Source organism: Ferrimonas sp. (assembly GCF_048263965.1).
Classification (GTDB): Bacteria; Pseudomonadota; Gammaproteobacteria; order Enterobacterales; family Shewanellaceae; genus Ferrimonas.
Map to the genome: position 1 here is coordinate 14368 of NZ_JBLXDO010000026.1, position 18401 is coordinate 32768.

The 18401-nt window shown below is 60.4% G+C and carries 16 protein-coding genes; 6 read left to right on the forward strand and 10 right to left on the reverse strand.

What is annotated here, in order from left to right; translation table 11 throughout:
• Positions 1 to 10: 10 nt before the first annotated feature.
• Genes ACN0RV_RS17470 through ACN0RV_RS17485 form a run of 4 tightly spaced genes read right to left on the reverse strand, consistent with a single transcriptional unit; the run spans position 11 to position 2848 of the window.
• Positions 11 to 1261 carry an ABC transporter permease gene (locus ACN0RV_RS17470; protein WP_417349610.1) on the reverse strand — a complete coding sequence of 417 codons (1251 nt, stop codon included), beginning with the start codon at positions 1259 to 1261 and terminating at the stop codon, positions 11 to 13.
• Positions 1255 to 1944: an ABC transporter ATP-binding protein gene (locus tag ACN0RV_RS17475; RefSeq protein WP_417349612.1), complete on the reverse strand. Its 690-nt coding sequence runs from the start codon at positions 1942 to 1944 to the stop codon at positions 1255 to 1257. Before ACN0RV_RS17475 ends, ACN0RV_RS17470 begins: the two co-directional genes overlap by 7 nt.
• Before the next feature lie 8 nt (positions 1945 to 1952).
• Positions 1953 to 2513 (reverse strand): ZrgA family zinc uptake protein, encoded by a 561-nt coding sequence (locus tag ACN0RV_RS17480; RefSeq protein WP_417349614.1) that lies wholly within the window; start codon positions 2511 to 2513, stop codon positions 1953 to 1955.
• A gap of 38 nt (positions 2514 to 2551) precedes the next feature.
• On the reverse strand, positions 2552 to 2848 hold the full coding sequence (locus tag ACN0RV_RS17485) for a hypothetical protein (protein ID WP_417349616.1): 297 nt from the start codon (positions 2846 to 2848) through the stop codon (positions 2552 to 2554).
• Positions 2849 to 3144: 296 nt separating this feature from the next.
• On the opposite strand from ACN0RV_RS17485, the gene ACN0RV_RS17490 reads away from it, so the two are divergent.
• Both ACN0RV_RS17490 and ACN0RV_RS17495 read left to right on the forward strand, forming a co-directional pair.
• Positions 3145 to 5262 carry a TonB-dependent receptor gene (locus ACN0RV_RS17490; protein ID WP_417349618.1) on the forward strand — a complete coding sequence of 706 codons (2118 nt, stop codon included), beginning with the start codon at positions 3145 to 3147 and terminating at the stop codon, positions 5260 to 5262.
• A gap of 132 nt (positions 5263 to 5394) precedes the next feature.
• A complete protein-coding gene (locus tag ACN0RV_RS17495) occupies positions 5395 to 5607 on the forward strand; it encodes a hypothetical protein (protein ID WP_417349620.1) in 213 nt (70 codons plus the stop codon).
• An 86-nt stretch (positions 5608 to 5693) separates the two neighbouring features.
• On the opposite strand, the gene serS is transcribed toward ACN0RV_RS17495, so the two are convergent.
• The 6 genes from serS to lrp form a co-directional block, all read right to left on the reverse strand.
• Complete coding sequence (gene serS, locus ACN0RV_RS17500; RefSeq protein WP_417349622.1) at positions 5694 to 6983, reverse strand: serine--tRNA ligase; 1290 nt, start codon at positions 6981 to 6983, stop codon at positions 5694 to 5696.
• An 11-nt stretch (positions 6984 to 6994) separates the two neighbouring features.
• A complete protein-coding gene (crcB, locus tag ACN0RV_RS17505) occupies positions 6995 to 7369 on the reverse strand; it encodes a fluoride efflux transporter CrcB (RefSeq protein WP_417349624.1) in 375 nt (124 codons plus the stop codon).
• Positions 7362 to 8690 carry a replication-associated recombination protein A gene (locus ACN0RV_RS17510; protein ID WP_417349626.1) on the reverse strand — a complete coding sequence of 443 codons (1329 nt, stop codon included), beginning with the start codon at positions 8688 to 8690 and terminating at the stop codon, positions 7362 to 7364. The genes crcB and ACN0RV_RS17510 overlap by 8 nt, the downstream gene beginning before the upstream one ends.
• On the reverse strand, positions 8687 to 9286 hold the full coding sequence (lolA, locus tag ACN0RV_RS17515; RefSeq protein ID WP_417349628.1) for an outer membrane lipoprotein chaperone LolA: 600 nt from the start codon (positions 9284 to 9286) through the stop codon (positions 8687 to 8689). Before lolA ends, ACN0RV_RS17510 begins: the two co-directional genes overlap by 4 nt.
• 67 nt (positions 9287 to 9353) lie before the next feature.
• Entirely contained in the window at positions 9354 to 11966 is a 2613-nt protein-coding gene (locus ACN0RV_RS17520) for a DNA translocase FtsK 4TM domain-containing protein (protein WP_417349630.1), read from the reverse strand.
• A 162-nt stretch (positions 11967 to 12128) separates the two neighbouring features.
• Complete coding sequence (gene lrp, locus ACN0RV_RS17525) at positions 12129 to 12635, reverse strand: leucine-responsive transcriptional regulator Lrp (RefSeq protein WP_286342228.1); 507 nt, start codon at positions 12633 to 12635, stop codon at positions 12129 to 12131.
• A 184-nt stretch (positions 12636 to 12819) separates the two neighbouring features.
• Here lrp and ald point away from each other — a divergent pair, with 184 nt between their 5' ends.
• The 4 genes from ald to cydC all read left to right on the forward strand — a co-directional run bounded on the left by ald (position 12820) and on the right by cydC (position 18400).
• Positions 12820 to 13938 (forward strand): alanine dehydrogenase, encoded by a 1119-nt coding sequence (gene ald, locus ACN0RV_RS17530; protein ID WP_417349632.1) that lies wholly within the window; start codon positions 12820 to 12822, stop codon positions 13936 to 13938.
• Positions 13939 to 14039: 101 nt separating this feature from the next.
• Positions 14040 to 14990 carry a thioredoxin-disulfide reductase gene (trxB, locus tag ACN0RV_RS17535; protein WP_417349633.1) on the forward strand — a complete coding sequence of 317 codons (951 nt, stop codon included), beginning with the start codon at positions 14040 to 14042 and terminating at the stop codon, positions 14988 to 14990.
• A 70-nt stretch (positions 14991 to 15060) separates the two neighbouring features.
• A complete protein-coding gene (gene cydD, locus ACN0RV_RS17540; RefSeq protein WP_417349636.1) occupies positions 15061 to 16752 on the forward strand; it encodes a heme ABC transporter permease/ATP-binding protein CydD in 1692 nt (563 codons plus the stop codon).
• Positions 16745 to 18400: a heme ABC transporter ATP-binding protein/permease CydC gene (gene cydC, locus ACN0RV_RS17545; RefSeq protein WP_417349638.1), complete on the forward strand. Its 1656-nt coding sequence runs from the start codon at positions 16745 to 16747 to the stop codon at positions 18398 to 18400. The genes cydD and cydC overlap by 8 nt, the downstream gene beginning before the upstream one ends.
• Position 18401 lies beyond the last annotated feature (1 nt).

The window sequence follows — 18401 nt, forward strand, 5'->3', positions numbered from 1 at the left end:
TTTTCTCTCCTTACAATCTTTGGGTCAGGCCATCACTGAGGGTATGGCGATAGGCTCGCCAGGCGGGTACGATCCCGGCCAGGGTGCCGGCCAATTGTACCGCCCCCATCATCCACAGCACCGAATCCGCTGGCATGCCCAGGCTCAGCTCAAGACCATACTGACTCCTAGCCCAGGGCGCCAGCACCAGCACACTGAGCTGAGCCAACAGATAACCGAACAGGGTTCCAATCAGGCTCAGCAGCGCCGCCTCTCCCCACAACAATAGGAAGATGTGTCTGGGCCCGGCCCCCATGGCCCTCAAGATGGCCATCTCACGGCGTCGCTCCCCCAGACTCGCCAGCAAGGTGGTCAACATGCCGGTCAGCCCGACCGCCACCACAAAGCCAGAAACGATGGCCAGGGCGCGCTCACCTTGCGACAGCAGCGCCCACAGCTGGGACAGGGCCATACCGGGCAGAATGGCGGACAAAGGTTCAGAGCGGTTGGTATTGATGGCCCGCTGTACCCCAAGCAGCCTCAGCTTACTCTCCAGCCCCACCAGGAAGGCAGTGATGGTCTTAGGGGTCAGATCATACTGCCCCACCTGGTCACCACTGACCGCATAGCGCCGGCCGCCCCCCTGCCATCCCAGGTGTATCGCTTCGATGGCCTCCAGGGACACATGCAGGCTCCGGTCTACCGGGGTGCCGGTTGGCGCCAGGATTCCCACGACGGTAAAGGGCATCTCATCGTGTTTGGAGAAGCTGACCGACGCGCCGGCGCCATGGGAGAGCACCAGCTGATCTTCAAGCTGATAGCCCAGCTTACTGGCCACCTCGGCACCCAGGACCACATCGAACAGCCCCTCAAACGGGCCGCCCTCGGACAAGGCCAGGGACTGCCCCTTGCCGTAGCGGTAGTGGCGGAAATAATCGAGGTTGGTGCCCACCACCCGGTACCCCTTGTGGGAATCCCCCAAGGCCAGAGGAATGGTCCAGGCCACCCCCTTGGTGCCCGCCAGCCTCCGGTAGGTGTCATAGCCGATATTATTGGTGGCATCCCCGAGCCGGAACACCGAGTAGAGCAGCAGGTTGATGCTGCCGCTGCGCGCACCCACCACCAGGTCGGTGCCTGAGATGGTGTTGGCGAAACTCTGCCTGGCCTGGGTCCTGACCATCTCTACCCCAATAAACAGGGCCACGGAGAGGGCGATCACCGCCAGGGTCAGGCCGACGCTGGTACGCCGGTTGGCCATGCTGCGTGTCATCAGGCTCAACATGGCAGCACCTCGGTTCCAAGCTGATTGACCACCAACTGATAACCCCGCTCCACCACCTCGGCCAATGCCGGGTCATGACTGACCAGAAGCAGGGCCGAGCCTGACTGAGCGCACTGCTGCGTCAGCAACGACAGGAAGCTGTCTCTGGCCTTGGGATCCAGGGCTGAGGTGGGCTCATCCGCCAGAATCAGGCCCGGCGATCCAATCAGCGCCCTGGCGACCGCCACTCGCTGCTGCTGCCCCACGGACAACTGAGTCACAGGCTGACGATGCAGGCTCTCATCCAGCTCCATGGCGGTGAGCAACCGGCGGGCTTCTTTGGTGGGATTGCCGACTCTGCACCGGCGCTCCTTAGAAAACTTCAGTGGCATCAGCACGTTCTCTTCCACATTCAGGTAGGGAAGCAGGTTGAACTGCTGAAAGATGATCCCCATGGACTCCGCCCGCAGGCGATCCCGGCCCACCGCAGACAGGTCCGAGAGTTCCGCCCCCTCCAGCTTGAGCCGTCCCTGATAACCGGACAGTACGCCACTGATCAGGTTGAGCAGGGTAGACTTGCCGCTGCCTGACGGCCCCTGCAGCAACACCCTCTCCCCGGCGTTCAGTGCCAGCTCATCGACCCTGAGCTCTCGCCCTGAGCCTGACCAGCGGTAGCTCAGGCCCTCTATGGCCAATTGTGTCATGGCGCCCCCTACCAGCTTAGGGTGGTGTGTTGGCGATCGAGCTGGCCTCCACCACTGTCTTGCGCCGTCAGGCGTTGAACCGTCAACGAGTGCAGCTCAGGAAACTGGGCAAACAATCCCACCTCCAGCTGATTCAGGGCCGAGGGGGCCTCACAGCGCCACTGCCAGCTGACCTCCAACTCCATATGACCATGCTCCGAAGGGTTATCCAGCCCTTCAGGCCGGCTCAGGTTGACCCCATCAGGGCGGCATTGAGCCGGGTCGTTCAAGCTGAACAAGGCGTGCCCCTGCTCCAGCCGAGTCATCACCTGCTCCACCTTAGCCCACTGGCTCTCATCGGCCGGTGCATGCTCAAAGCCCCACAGAGAGTGGGTATCCACCTCCAGGCTGACCTGCACCAGGTGCTGGTCCTGGACCAGGGTCAACAGACCTGCCCCATGCAGGTGGGCCTGATGCTCCTCAAATTCATGATGATGGTGACCTTCAGGGTCCGACGCCAGAGCACTCACCGGCAGCTGAAATAAGCCAATCAGCAGAGCGAACTGCCCCAGCACTGTTTTGCTTCGCATAGAGAAACTCCGTCTATGAATCGTTAAAAAGGGTGAATTCATGACAGAGCAATCGGTGGATCGCGGTTGCCCCTGTTCTGAAGTGCAAGCTGAGGCAGCACACGACGCTGAGATGCCCCCTCAGCCAGACCGGGGACCGAAGCGGGCCAGGTAACCGCGGTAAGGCCGGCAGCCTGAAACCAGAGATCAATCAGCAGGGCGTGGGCACAGGGCGCGCCAGCCTCATGATGATGCATCGCCTCCTCCAGCCCTTGGCTGGCCAGCACCGACAGGTTGACCGTCCAAATCATAAGAACCAGGGCTAGGGCCTGCAGCGGTTTGGCGAACATGGGCATAGCAGCTCGAGGCACTTGGGGGAAAACTGACATAAAAAGAGATCTATACCATCCATGGACGTTCAGCAACAGTTGATAGTTGTAACCGAAGGCAACAGATGACCCGACTTGCCAATAATGGACCTCATCCCGCTCCAAAATCGCCCACTTTTGACTAAATGACTGTTCTAATCCGCTTTTCTCTTACTTTAAATGTGGATTTACATTGTTGCGAATCGTGATCATTCTCATTTGCATCTAGTCATCACCTGAGTAATATGGCGCAGTTTCTTAACCACTCATTAAGGTTGTATTCAATGCATAAGTCCTACCTGGCCCTCTGCGTCGCCCTTGCCCTTCCCGCCACTGCCATCGCTGAAACCGGCTCCTCACCCGAGGAAAACATCGAAAGAATCGTCGTCACAGGCAGCCGAATCATCGAGAGCATTGATGAAGTGCCTGCGTCGATCACCATAGTGACGGCTGAGCAGTTACAGGATGATCTGCAGGTCAGTTCGGAGCTGCAGAACATGCTCGCGATACGGGTTCCGGGCATGGCTCCCTCCACTGGCAGCACCAGTAACTTTGGCCAGACCCTGAGGGGACGTTCCGCCCTGGTGATGATAGACGGCGTGCCCCAATCTACCCCCTTACGCAATGGCGGCCTGGGTATCCGCACCCTGGATCCTTCCGTCATCGAGCGAATCGAGGTCATCAAAGGCGCCACCTCCATCTATGGCAACGGCGCCGCCGGTGGCATCATCAACTACATCACCAAGAAGCCCGGTAAGGAGAACCAGGTTGAACTCGGCCTCTCCAGCCGGGCCAGCCTGGTGAAGCTGGAAGACAGCCAGGGGTTCAGGCTGGAGGGCGGTCTGAGTGGCTCCGTGGACGATTTCAGCTACGTTCTGTCAGCAGTGAGAGAGGAAAACGGGGTACAAAGGGACGCAGAGGGAGACATCATCGGGACCAAGTATGGCATCTCAGACAGCGTCGCCAACAACTACTTTGCCAAGCTGGGTTATCAGTTGGACGACGACAAGGTGATGCGGCTGACCTACAACTACTATGAGTCCCAGATCGACGCGGATCTGGTCGATGTCGTGGGGGACATAAACGCCGGTGAGAAAACCTACGCCATCAAGAACACCACAGGAACCCCCAACCCGGGGGAGCCCCAGGGTCCCCGTGGCAACCACAACGTCATGCTTCAATACAGTGATCTCGAGGTATTCACCAACACGGAGATGACCGTCGATGGCTACTGGCAAAAGATTGAAAACGTCTTTTTCTACTCCCCGGTGCTCTCCAATCCGGAAGAGGGTTACGCCGGTGGTCAGTCTTACATCAAGTCGGAAAAGAGCGGCTTTCGGGCAACCTTCAACAGCCAGCTGGAATGGGACGGTGTCGAGGGAACCTTCATCTACGGCGCCGATCTGCTAAACGACGTGACCTCCCAGCCCCTGGTCGATGATCGCATCTGGGTGCCTGAAATGGACATGAACAACCTGGCGTTCTTCCTGCAGACCAAATGGATCGTCGCCGATGACTGGGTGGTCAAGGCGGGGGTACGTAAAGAGAGCATCGACCTGGATGTGGGTGACTATCAGACCCTGAAGCTGTGCCGCAGTGCCGACGTCTGTTCCATCCCAATGGATGTCACCGGAGGCAAACTCGAATACAGGGCCACCACCTACAACTTTGGCCTGAGATACCTGGCTGATGAACGCTTCTCCCCCTTCGCCAACTACTCCCAGGGAGCAGACATCTCGGACATTGGCCGACTGCTTCGCACCGCCACCGTGTCTGACATCAATGACATCCGAACCGAAGCGTCCATCATCGACAACTACGAGCTGGGCTTCAGCAGCCAGTTTGACGATCTGCTGTTCAGCTTCGCCGCCTATCGAAGCACCTCAGAACTCGGAACCTCCAATAAGTTTGATCCCAATACGGGTGTCTACATGCCAGTTCGAGCCCCGCAAAAGATCTGGGGCTACGAAGCCAGCCTGGACTACAGGGTCAATGGCGCCCTTTCCCTAGGAGGCACCTACAGCTGGGTTGAGGGCAAAGACACAGACAATGATACCTATCTGGGGGCCCGTCAGGTTTCGGCGCCCAAGATAACCGCCTATCTGGACTGGGCACCGGTCGACAACGCCAAGATCTCCTTAACCTACTTGCACGTCGGAGACCGAGAGCGGTTTGAGCCTGTCGATGGAAAATATGTCGGCGATCAGGCGCCGGTCAACAGCTATGACGTGGTCAACCTCAGCGCACGTTACCAACTGGCGAACTGGGAGATGTTTGCGGGGGTCGAAAACCTGTTCAATGAAGACTACTACCCCGCCACCTCCCAGGCCTTTACCTATGGGGGCTACAACACCAAAGGACTGGGAACAACTCTGAACCTGGGGGCCAAAGTTCGCTTCTGAAGCTGGGGTCACGCCAGATCAGGCGAGAGGCGCTGAAGCGCCTCTTTTTCTGCCTGTCACCTCGGGGAGAGGTTGGAGCTAACTGACTGGAGATCCTATGCTATCTGAGTGATCGCCGTCTATTATCAGAGTATGGCATCCACCCTGAAGAGGCGCCGCACCATGCTGATCTCCACCCTGGTCCTTCTGCTGACCGCCGTGGTCTACACGGTGATGCGCTATGACAGTTACTCCAGTGGCGAACTCTCCATCATCTCCATCATGGTGCTGGTGTTCTCCGCCCTGCTCAGCGAAGTGGTTGCCCTGAGGCAGCGGCTGAAACAGCTGGAGAAGCGGGACCCTTAGCTCCTTAGTACAGCGATTGCCCTAGCCTCAAGCACAAAAAAGCCCGGCACTTGGCCGGGCTTTCATCGAATTACGGGTGCTTTGAATTAACCGATGTGGGTCAGGCCACCCATGTAGGGGCGCAGCACTTCGGGGATCTCAATGCGACCATCCGCCTGTTGGCAGTTCTCCAGAATGGCCACCAGAGTCCGGCCCACCGCCAGGCCGGAGCCATTCAGGGTGTGCAGCAGCTCTGGCTTGCCGGTTTCAGGGTTACGCCAGCGCGCCTTCATGCGACGCGCCTGGAAGTCACCCATGTTGGAGCAGGAGGAGATCTCGCGGTACTTGGCTTGACTGGGTACCCACACTTCCAGGTCATAGGTTTTGGTGGAACCAAAGCCCATGTCACCGGTGCACAGCACCACCTTACGGTAGGGCAGATTCAGGTTCTGCAGGATCTTCTCGGCGTGACCGGTCAGTTGCTCCAGAGCCGCCATGGACTCGGAAGGCTTGGCCAGTTGAACCAGCTCCACCTTGTCAAACTGATGCTGACGAATCAGGCCGCGGGTGTCACGACCGGACGCACCGGCTTCGCTGCGGAAGCAGGGAGTATGGGCGGTCATCTTCACCGGCAGCGCTTTGGCATCGATGATCTCATCACGAGCCATGTTGGTCAGCGGCACCTCGGCGGTGGGGATCAGGCTCAGACGACGATCGGTATCCTCTTCCAGCTGCTCGGTGTGGAACAGGTCCTCACCAAACTTGGGCAGCTGACCGGTACCGCGCAGGCTGTCCGGGTTCACCAGGTAGGGCACGTACATCTCGGTGTAGCCGTGCTCTGTGGTGTGCACATCCAGCATGTACTGGGCCAGGGCGCGATGCATGCGGGCCACCTGGCCCTTCATCACGATGAAGCGGGAACCGGACAGCTTGGCGGCGGAGGCAAAGTCCAGCCCATCCACACCTTCGCCCAGGTCCACGTGATCCTTGACGTCGAAATCGAAGCTGCGGGGTTCACCCCAGCTGCTTACCTCGACGTTCTCATCCTCATCGGCACCGATGGGGCAGGACGCATCCGGCAGGTTAGGGATGCCGGCAACGATGTCGTCCCATTCGGCCAGCAGCTTGTCCTGGGCTGCCTTGGTCTCGGTCAGCTTATCGCCCAGGCTGGCCACTTCCGCCAGCAACGGGGCAATGTCTTCGCCATTGGCCTTAGCCTTGCCGATCGATTTCGAGCGACTGTTACGTTCAGCTTGCAGTTCCTGAGTTTCGACCTGCAGCGCTTTACGCTGTTCGTCCAGTTTGGTCAAACGCGCCACATCCAGGATGTAGCCTCGGGTAGCCAGACGCTCGGCAGTTTGCTCGATGTCGGCTCTTAGGTATTTGCTGTCTAACATATCGCTTCTATTTAGAGTCGTGCATAAACCAACTGCTGACCGCAGAACACCATCGCAAGACAGAGGCCTACGTTCAGCAATACATTCAACATGGCTTTGATCCAGTACCCTTCCTGCATCAGCAGGACGGTTTCATTGGAGAAGGTGGAGAAGGTGGTTAACGCACCCAGCATGCCAACACCAATAAACGCTTTCAGGGTCGGGGATAGATTAGAGACATCGCCCCAGGCGTAAAGCGCCCCCATAATCAGAGAACCTATGCAATTGACGATCAGTGTACCAAAGGGAAAGCCAGTTCCGAATAGCTTTAGGGCAAGAATTGATGTGCCATAACGTGCGCTCGCTCCCACCGCGCCCCCCAAGGCCACCGCAATAAGGTTATTCATAGCGTTTGTTCCCACTTTGGCGGTCCATTTCCGCCAACTGATTGAGTTTCTCTTTGATCTTCCTCTCCAGGCCTCGCTCAGTAGGCTGGTAGAACTTGTCCTGCTCCAGCTCCGGCGGCAGATAGACTTCGCCGGCTGCATAGGCACCAGGCTCATCGTGAGCGTAGCGGTACTCGGCGCCGTGACCCAGCTCCTTCATCAACTTGGTGGGGGCATTGCGCAGATGCACCGGCACCTCCAGGTGCCCGGTTTCCCGCGCCCGCATCCGGGCGGCCTTGAAGGCGGTGTAGACGGCGTTGCTCTTGGGTGCCGCCGCCAGATAAACCAGGGCCTGGGCAATGGCCCGCTCCCCCTCTGCCGGGCCGACCCGGTGGAAGCAGTCCCAGGCATTCAGGGCCACCTCCATGGCTCTGGGGTCGGCGTTGCCCACATCCTCGGAGGCGATCGCCAGGCAGCGCCTGGCCACATACAGGGGATCGCCGCCCCCTTCGAGGATGCGGCAGTACCAGTAGAGGGCCGCATCCGGATTGGAGCCACGCACCGACTTGTGTACCGCCGAGATCAGGTCGTAGAACTGGTCGCCGTTGTTGTCGAAGCGAGCCACCGGCTCACCGGCCACCTGAGTCAGCATCTCCTGAGTGAGAACGCCATCCTCACTCATGTCCGCCATCAGCTCCAACAGGTTCAGGGCGCGGCGAGCATCGCCGTCCACCAGCACGGCCAGGGCGGTCAGCACCTCATCGGCCATGCTGAGGTTGAGCTTGCCCAACCCACGGTCCGTATCGGCCAGGGCATCGCTGAGGATCCGCTTGATCGCTTCGGCGTCCAGCTTCTTGATCACATAGACCCTGGCCCGGGAGAGCAGTGCGCTGTTCACCTCGAAAGAGGGGTTTTCCGTGGTGGCGCCAACGAAGATCACCGTGCCATCTTCAATAAAGGGCAGGAAGGCATCCTGCTGACTCTTATTGAATCGGTGAACCTCATCCACAAACAGCAGGGTGCGACGGCCCTGGGCCTGGGCCACCTCCTTGGCCTTGGCGATCGCTTCACGAATCTCCTTGACTCCGGAGGTGACCGCAGAGATCCGCTCCACATGGGCGTTGGAGTAGCTGGCCACCAGCTCTGCCAGGGTGGTCTTGCCGGTGCCCGGCGGGCCCCAGAGGATCATGGAGTGGGCGCGGCCCGCTTCCAGGGCCTGACGCAAGGGCTTGCCAGGGGCAAACAGATGCTCCTGGCCTATGTAATGTTCCAGCTTCTCCGGGCGCATTCGCGCCGCCAGCGGACGAAAATCCGGGCTAAAGTCCAGGCTCAGGCTGCTCATTGACCGCGCTGATCGTCGATCTCGGTGCCCTCGGGCGCCGTGAACTGAAACTGCTCCGCGGACACAGCCTCAGAGCTGAAGCCGGACAGGGTAAATTCACTGCGAACCGCCTGGCTGTCCACCATCGCCAAGGATGCGATGCTGTCGCCCTGGAAGCAGACAGACATACGGCGGATGTGGCTCTCTTCGCTGATGGGCTCGGCGTCGAAGCACTGATCATTCTGACTGAACTGATACTGACTCCAGGCCTGGTCATCGGTGCGGGTCAGTATGGTCAGCGGTGTCTGAGCGATGGCGTCATCCTGACGATAGACGGACACCGCCTCCATCAGCGGATCGTAGACCCACACGGCACTGCCGTCGGCCACCACCAGGCTCTCTTCCGGCGCGGTCAACTGCCAGCGGAAGCGATCCGGGGAGCTCACCGCCAGACGGCCTTCGCCCTCCTGGATCAGCTCTCCCTGGTCATCAAACACCTGCTGGCTGAAGCCCGCCTGGAAGCTCTCCAGCTGCGACAGCTTCTGCTTCAGGTTCTCTTCGGCTCCGGCATGAGCCAACGCAGGCAGCAGGGCTACTGCCAAAATCACTCTTTTCATAGTTCCTCTCTGGAGGTAATGCCTCAGTTGGAGAGTGTTGCGCCAATCCCTCCCCTGGGCATCTTGTCTAATCTCTGGCGGGCACCAGCACCTCACGGTTGCCATTGTGGCCCGGAGGGCTCACCAGCCCACTCTGCTCCATCTCCTCGACCAGACGCGCCGCCCGGTTGTAGCCGATCTTCAGCTTACGCTGGACGCTGGAGATGGACGCCCGACGGGACTCGATGACGAAGGCCACCGCCTCATCGTACAGGGGGTCCTTTTCCCCCTCTGCATCGCCGCTCTCTCCAGGGAGCAACACCTGTTCCCCGCCGCTCTCGCCGGCGAGGATCTCTTCAATGTAGTCAGGCTCGCCACGGGCGCGCCAATCCGCCACCACCCGGTGCACCTCATGGTCATCCACAAACGCCCCATGAACCCGCATCGGTACGCCGGTGCCGGGAGGCAGATAGAGCATGTCACCCTGCCCCAGCAACTGCTCCGCACCCTGCTGATCCAGGATGGTGCGGGAATCCACCCGACTGGACACCTGGAAGGCGATGCGAGTGGGGATGTTAGCCTTAATCAGGCCGGTAATCACATCCACCGACGGGCGCTGAGTCGCCAGAATCAGGTGGATGCCGGCAGCCCGGGCCTTCTGAGCGATACGGGCAATCAGCTCCTCCACCTTCTTGCCGACGATCATCATCATGTCGGCAAACTCATCCACCACCACCACGATGGAGGGCAGCTTCTCAAGCTCTGGGGGCTGAACATCCATGGAGTCCGTTGCGCTCCACAGTGGGTCGGTCAACGGCTCGCCGGCGTCTCGGGCTTGCTGAACCTTGGCGTTGAACCCTTTGAGGTTTCGTACCCCCATGGCGGACATCAACTTGTAGCGACGTTCCATCTCGCCCACGCACCAGCGCAGAGCATTGGAGGCCTCCTTCATGTCAGTGACCACCTCACACAACAGGTGAGGAATCCCCTCATAGACCGACAGTTCCAGCATCTTGGGGTCGATCATGATCAGCCGCACCTCTTCCGGGGTGGACTTGTACAGCAGACTGAGGATCATCACGTTGACCCCCACCGACTTACCCGAGCCTGTGGTACCGGCCACCAGCAGGTGGGGCATCTTGGCCAGATCCACGGTCACCGGGTAACCCGCGATATCCTGTCCCAACACCATGGCCAGGTTGGACTTGGACTGCTCAAACTTGTCGCTGCCCAGCACGTCGCGAAGATAGACAATCTCCCGGTGCTTGTTGGGCAGTTCCAGGCCGATCACCGACTTACCAGGGATCACCTCCACCACCCGCACACTGACCGCAGACAGGGCCCGAGCCAGATCCTTGGCCAGGTTGGTGATCTTGGAGACTTTGACCCCTGGGGCCAGATCCAGTTCAAACCGGGTGATCACCGGGCCGGGATGCACGTCCACCACCTGGGCAGAGATACTGAAATCCGCCAGCTTCAGCTCCACCAGGCGGGCGATCTGATCCAGCTCGTCGCGACTGATGGGGTTCTTGCTCTTGTTGGGCCTGTCCAGCAGCTCCAGGGTGGGCATCAGGGTCTGGACCTCTGTCTGCGCCTCTGCTGCCGCAGGCTGGACCTTCTCTTTCGATTTGACCGCCCTGGCTGGTTTAACAGCCTTAGGTAGCAGCCCCCCTTGATGCGGGTCTGAGTTCAGCTCCTGGGTCAGAGCTGGCGCAACCGGCTCATCCTGTGGGGGCTCGGCTCCCATCACCGGCTCGGTTCGGGCACCAAACAGGGCCTCGGCATCCACCTGGGGCTCAGCCTTGATGGATGGCTGGGGCAGTTCATCCTGAGCCTCTTCCGGCCCGTAACGGCGCTCGTCATACCAGGCCACAAAACGGTTAAACCAACGGAAACGGTAGAGGAACGGCACCCGGTCGAGCCAGTCGGTAGGCTCATCCTCGCTCTCCACTTCCCGCTCCAGATCCGCGGAGATGGCCGAGGTGGCATAGGCCGGAGTGGCAGCGCCGCTGAATGCCGGCTCTTTGTGCTTCTTGGCCACCGCCAGAATGTCATCCTCGGACGACTCCTGATCCCCTTTGTCACGATTGAACAATCTGCCCGGCAGGGCCCAGAGCCACAGCAGCGCCTTGATGACGCCAGCGCCCACCGCCTCCACCACAGTCACCCAGCTCAGACCGGTAAACAGGGTAAAGCCAGCGCCAATAAAGCAGAGCAGCAACAGGGTGGTGCCCATCAGGTTGAAATAGGGCAGCATGGCATCACGAATCACATCACCGATCACCCCGCCAGCGGAGAAATAGTAGATGTCATCGGCGTTAATGGAGGCCAGGGTGGAGAATCCGAGCAGCATCAGCAGCAGGCCAACAATGCGCAGGGCCACGGAGAAGTAGTCAATCTCGCCCAGGCGGTAGCTGCGGCGGAACATCAACCAGCCGATGCCTGCGCTCAGCACCGGAATGGCCCAGGCACTGATGCCAAAGGCGAAGTAGAGAAGGTCTGCCAGCCAGGCGCCTACCCGCCCCATGGTATTATGCACCTGCCCGTCCCAGGCGGTCTGACTCCAGCCCGGGTCTGCCGGATGGAAGCTTCCCAGGGCGGCAAGGAGATAGAGAGCCAGGGCACAACAGAGAATTAACCCCAGTTCCAGTAATCGCTGAATGCCGTTTAGAGTGCGTGTCGCAGTCTCTTGCTCACTCAAGGCGTAACCCTTTTTTTCTCGCAGATTCAATAGAGAAGCCTACCATATCAGACAATGGCGGCAGATGCATGGTTATCTATACAGTTATTGGCGGGGTTTACAGGGGCCTAAACGCAACAGTGCCTCCGCTGGAGGCACTGTTGGCTGGGGGTTTCCCGAGGATCAGGCAGGGATGGTGGTCTGACTGATCTGAACCCGGCTGGTCTGCTTGACCTCTTCCATCACCACGTAGGTGCGGGTGTCCTTCACACCGGGGAGCTTCAGCAGAGTGTCGGACAGCAGCTGACGGTAAGCGGACATGTCGCTCACGCGGGTTTTCAGCAGGTAGTCGAAATCGCCGGATACCAGGTGGCACTCCTGGATGTCTTCCAGAGCCATCACGGAGTGATTGAACTTATCAAACACGTCCGGGGAGTCACGGTTGAGGGTGATCTCCACATAAACCAGCAAAGAGGCGCCCAGATAGTGGGGGTTTACCAGTGCGGTGTAACCCTGGATGAAACCCTGGCGCTCGAGGCGCTTAACCCGCTCCAGACAGGGAGTCGGACTCAGACCCACGCGCTTGGACAGTTCAACGTTGGAGATGCGGCCATCCTTCTGCAGTTCATTAAGGATGTTGCGGTCGATTCTGTCCAACTCTTTGAGTGGCTTTTTCTTATTATATGCCATTTTGTGCTTCCTTTTCCCTTCTTGGTTGGGTTTTTATCCTAATAATGCCCAAATATATCGGAAGAAAAACTTCCGACTGAATAATATACTGATTCGCACCCGATAGCCACGAAAAAATCATATTCAGGGGTAGTTTTTCCATACTTACGCCTGTGGATTAATAGAAAATACAAAAGGGGACAATATGATCATCGGTGTGCCAAAGGAGATTAAGAACCACGAGTACCGAGTTGGCATGGTGCCAGCCAGCGTGCGGGAATTGACCCGCCGCGGCCATCAGGTACTGGTGCAAACCCAGGCAGGCAGCGGCATTGGTTTTGACGATCAGGACTACATCAACGCCGGCGCCGAAATCCTCGGCACCGCAGAGCAGGTCTTCGCCCAGGCGGAGATGATTGTAAAGGTAAAAGAGCCTCAGGCGGTAGAACGTGCCATGCTGCGCCCCGGCCAGATTCTGTTCACCTACCTGCACCTGGCCCCCGACCTGCCTCAGACCGAGGACCTGGTTAAGAGCGGTGCCATCTGCATCGCCTATGAAACCGTGACCGATGATAAGGGCGGCCTGCCTCTGCTGGCCCCCATGTCCGAAGTGGCCGGTCGCATGTCCATCCAAGCCGGTGCCCAGGCACTGGAAAAGTCCAACCAGGGCCGAGGCATGCTGCTGGGCGGCGTACCCGGCGTAGAACCTGCCAAGGTGGTGGTGATTGGTGGCGGCATGGTTGGCCGCAACGCCGCCCTGATGGCGGTTGGCCTGGGCGCCGACGTGACCATCCTCGACCGTAACGTCAACGTACTGCGTGACCTGAACCATCAGTTCGAGAACCGCGCCAAGGTGATCTACTCCACCGCAGAAGCTTTGGAGAAGCACGTGCTGGAAGCGGACCTGGTGATCGGTGGCGTACTGATCCCCGGCGCTGCCGCCCCTAAGCTGGTCACCCGAGAGCACATCAGCAAGATGAAGTCCGGCGCGGCCATTGTGGACGTCGCCATCGATCAGGGCGGTTGCGCCGAAACCTCCAAGCCCACCACCCATCAGGACCCTGTCTACATCATCGACGACGTGGTGCACTACTGTGTGGCCAACATGCCTGGCGCCGTGCCTCGCACCTCCACCTTCGCCCTGAACAACGCCACCCTGCCCTACATTGTGGCCCTGGCGGAGAAGGGTTATAAACAAGCCCTGCTGGACGACAAGCACCTGCTGAACGGCCTGAATGTGATGGACGGCAAGATCACCTGTGAAGAGGTGGCCGAGGCCCTGAACTTCGAGTTCGTCGAGCCACGCTCCCTGCTGGTTGGATAAAAAACCTGACAGTGCAATCGAAAAAAGGGGGCAATGGCCCCCTTTTCTTTTGCCTCCCCGGCCCATAAAATCCGGGCATATGCTTATGGATGGAGACTCTAATGACCCAGGCAAAACACTGCGGCCTTCTGATCCTTGGTTCCGGCCCCGCCGGCTACACCGCAGCGGTGTACGCAGCCCGCGCCAACCTTAATCCGGTACTGATCACCGGCATGCAACAGGGCGGCCAGCTGACCACCACCACCGAGGTGGAGAACTGGCCCGGTGATCCGAAAGGGCTGACCGGCCCCGGCCTGATGCAGCGGATGCAGGAGCACGCGGAGAAGTTTGAAACCGAGATCCTGTTCGATCACATCAATGAGGTGGACCTGAAGACCCGCCCCTTCCGCCTCAAAGGCGACAGCGGTGAGTACACCTGTGATGCACTGATCATCTCCACCGGTGCCAGCGCCAAGTACCTGGGCCTGGACTCCGAAGAAGCGTTCAAGGGGCGCGGTGTGTCCGCCTGTGCCACCTGCGACGGCTTCTTCTACCGCAACAAACCTGTGGCCGTTGTCGGCGGCGGCAACACCGCCGTGGAGGAGGCGCTCTACCTCTCCAACATCGCCAGTGAGGTGCACCTGATCCATCGCCGTGACAGCTTCCGGGCAGAGAAAATCCTGGTGAAGCGACTGATGGACAAGGTGGAGAACGGCAACATCGTACTACACACCGACCGTACCCTGGATGAAGTACTGGGCGACGACATGGGCGTCACCGGTGTTCGCATCAAGGACACCAAGTCCGATGCCACCGAGGAACTGACCGTAGACGGCGCCTTTATCGCCATCGGCCACCAGCCCAACACCCAGATCTTCGAAGGCCAGCTTGAGATGAAGGATGGCTACATCCTGGTTCAGAGCGGCCTTGAGGGCAACGCCACCGCCACCTCTGTACCCGGCGTGTTTGCCGCCGGCGACGTGATGGACCACAACTACCGCCAGGCGATCACCTCCGCCGGCACAGGTTGTATGGCTGCCCTGGACGCCGAGCGTTTCCTGGACGCTCAATAAGATTCCGGTTGTTATCACGAATCAAGGGGGAGCGCAGACTCCCCCTTTTCGCCTTTGAAAGACAGTTGTTATGGATAAAGCCCTTCAGCGCCACCTGACCACCTGGCTCCGCGGCGCTGCCAAGCCGGCCCGCCTGTGGCTGATGCTCACCCTGGGGTGCGGCCTGCTCGCCGGTCTGGCGATCATCGGCCAGGCGTGGATCCTGGCCGACCTGCTGCACCAACTCATTATCCTCGACGTGGCCAAAGAGCAGCTGACCCAGCAGTTCCTGATGCTGGCGGCACTCATCGCCCTCAAGTCCCTGGCTCTGGCCGGACGTGAACGCTTCAGCTTCAACATCGGCGCCCTGGTTCGTCAGAATACCCGCAGCGCCATCCTGGATAAGATGGACCGACTGGGCCCTGCCTATACGGCTCAACGTGCTCAGGGAGCCTGGACCACCATGCTGCTTGAGCAGACCGAGCAGATGCAGGACTTCTTCGCCAAATACCTGCCGCAGATGATGCTGGCGGGCATGATCCCCCTGATGATCCTGGTGCTGCTGTTCCCCATCAACTGGATTGCCGGTCTTATCCTGCTGGGCACCGCCCCGCTGACCATTCTCTTTATGGCGATCATCGGCATGGGCGCCGCCGACGCCAACAAGCGCAACTTCCAGGCCCTGGCCCGCCTCTCCGGCACCTTCCTCGACCGGCTTCGCGGCATCAGCACCATACGCCAGTTTGCCGCCGTCGACGCCCAGGCCCGCTCCCTGAACCAAGCCTCAGAAGAGTTCCGTGAGCGCACCATGGAGGTGCTGCGCATGGCCTTCCTCTCCTCGGCGGTGCTGGAGTTCTTTGCCGCCATCTCCATCGCCCTGATCGCCGTCTACTTCGGTTTCAGCTATCTGGGTCACCTGGACTTCGGCCACTATGGCGCCGGCATCACCCTGTTTACCGGCTTCCTGGTGCTGCTGCTGGCGCCCGAGTTCTATCAACCTTTGCGAGACCTTGGGGCCTTCTATCACGCCAAGGCCCAGGCCTTGGGCGCCGCCGAGTCCATCGTCGCCTTCCTGGAGCAACCAGAACCGCAGGCATCGGGAGAGAACACCCTGAATCAGGCTGATCTTATCGCCCTGGAGGCGGACCGGCTGGTGGTGACCGCCCCTGATGGCACCCCACTGACCCTTCCGGTCAGCTTCAGCCTGACACCCGGGCAGAAGCTCGGCCTGGTGGGCCCCTCCGGTGCTGGCAAGAGCTCCATACTCAAGGCCCTCATGGGCCTGATGCCCTACCAGGGCAGCCTCAAGGTCAATGGCACCGAGGTGCGAGACCTGGCGCGAGACCACTGGATGAGCCACTACAGCTGGCTGGGCCAGAACCCTGCCCTGGTACACGGCAGTGTCCGGGACAACCTGCTGCTGGGCAATCCCCAGGTCACCGACACACAACTGACCCAGGCCTGTGCCCTCTCCCACCTGGATGAGGCCCTGGCCCTGTTCCCTGGCGGACTGGCGCACAGAGTCGGGGACCGCAACAGCGGCCTGTCGGTAGGACAGGCGCAGAGGCTGGCCCTGGCGCGGGCCCTGCTCAAGGATGCGCCACTGCTGCTGCTGGATGAACCCACCGCCAGTCTGGACAACAAGAGTGAAACTCTGGTGATGGACGGCCTGAGACATCACTGGCAACAGAAGAGTGTAATCCTGGTCAGCCACCGCCGTCAGGCGCTGGAGGAGCTGGACCAGGTATTGGAGATTCTGCCCAGGGAGGCCGTCGATGAATGATCTTAAACCCTTCCTGAGCCTGTTCCGCCCCCATTGGCGGATGATGAGCCTGGGTATTCTGCTGGCCATTATCACCCTGTGTGCCAGCATCGGCCTGCTCTCCCTGTCGGGGTGGTTCCTGGCGGCTTCCGCCAGCGCTGGCCTGGTGGTGGCGACCCGGGGCCAGTTCAACTACATGTACCCCAGTGGCGGGGTCCGCGGCCTCTCCATCCTGCGTACCGCGGCTCGCTGGGCGGAACGGGTGGTCAGCCATGATGCCACCTTCCGTCTGCTCACCGACCTGCGCGACCGCTTCTTCCGAGCCCTGGCGCCTCTGACCCCGGGAGACAGAGGCGATCTGCGCGACGGCGATCTGCTGAATCGCATGGTGACGGATGTGGACACCCTGGATCACCTCTACCTGAGGCTGATCTCCCCCCTGGTGGCGGCCGTGGTTGCCATCGCCGCCGTGGGCGCCCTGGTGGCCCTGTTTGACCCCAATCTGGCGGCGCTGCTGGTCGCCATTCTGCTGAGCCTGCTGGTGATCCTGCCCCTGCTCTTCTACCGTCTGGGTCGAGGCCCAGGGCGGCAGCTGGGGGAAAGCACCCGCGCCCTGCGTCAGCAGCTGGTGGACTTTATCGCCGCCCAGACCGAACTGTCGGTCTACGGCGGCACACCGGCCCAACGGAGCCAGATCCGCGATGCCGAGTCTGGGCTGCTGCAATCCCAGCGCCAGCTGACCCGGATCACCGCCGCCTCTCAGGCCCTGCTGCAGCTGCTCAATGGCTGGGCACTGGTATTGATGCTCTACCTGGCCGCTGACCAGATTGGCAGCCTCACCCCACCCGGACCGCTGCTGGCCCTGGTCGCCTTTGTGACCCTGGCCAGCTTCGAGGCTTTGGTGCCCGTGGCCGGTGCCTTCCAGCACCTGAGTCACACCATCAATGCCGCCGGGCGACTCAGGCCGGTACTGGAGCAGCGCTCATCGCTCACCTTTGGCCGGGCCAGCTGGCAAAACGCGCCGATACATTTGAGTGACGTCAGCTTTGCCTACCCCGGCAGCCCCGTTGCTGCCCTGCAACAGGTCAGCCTGACTCTGGCCACCGGCGAAAAGGTCGCCCTGGTGGGTAAGACCGGCTGCGGCAAATCTTCCCTGCTGAGCCTGCTGAGCCGGGAGTGGCAGCCGGACTCAGGCAGCCTGACCCTGGGCTCAACCCCCTGGCATGAGCTCAACGAAGCCTCACTGAGGCAACAGGTCCGTCTGGTGGAGCAGCGCGTCCACGTGTTCAGTGGCACCCTGAAGGAAAACCTGCTGCTGGCCAGGCCCACAGCCTGTGATGCGGAGCTGGAAGAGGCTCTGGATGCCGTGGGCCTCAAGGGTCTGCTGGAGAGGGAGGGGCTGGCACTCTGGCTGGGAGAGGGAGGCCGACAGCTCTCCGGCGGTGAAGCCCGTCGCATCGGCCTGGCCCGGGCCCTGCTTCACCCAGGATCTGTGCTGCTGATGGATGAACCCACTGAGGGCCTGGACGATGACACCGAGCGCCGGGTACTGGATGGGCTGCTGCAGGGCCAACGCACCGTCCTCTATGTCACCCACAAGAGTGCCGGCCTGGAAAGGATGGATCGGGTAGTTCAGATGGAACAGGGACGAATTCTCCCCAGCCAATAAA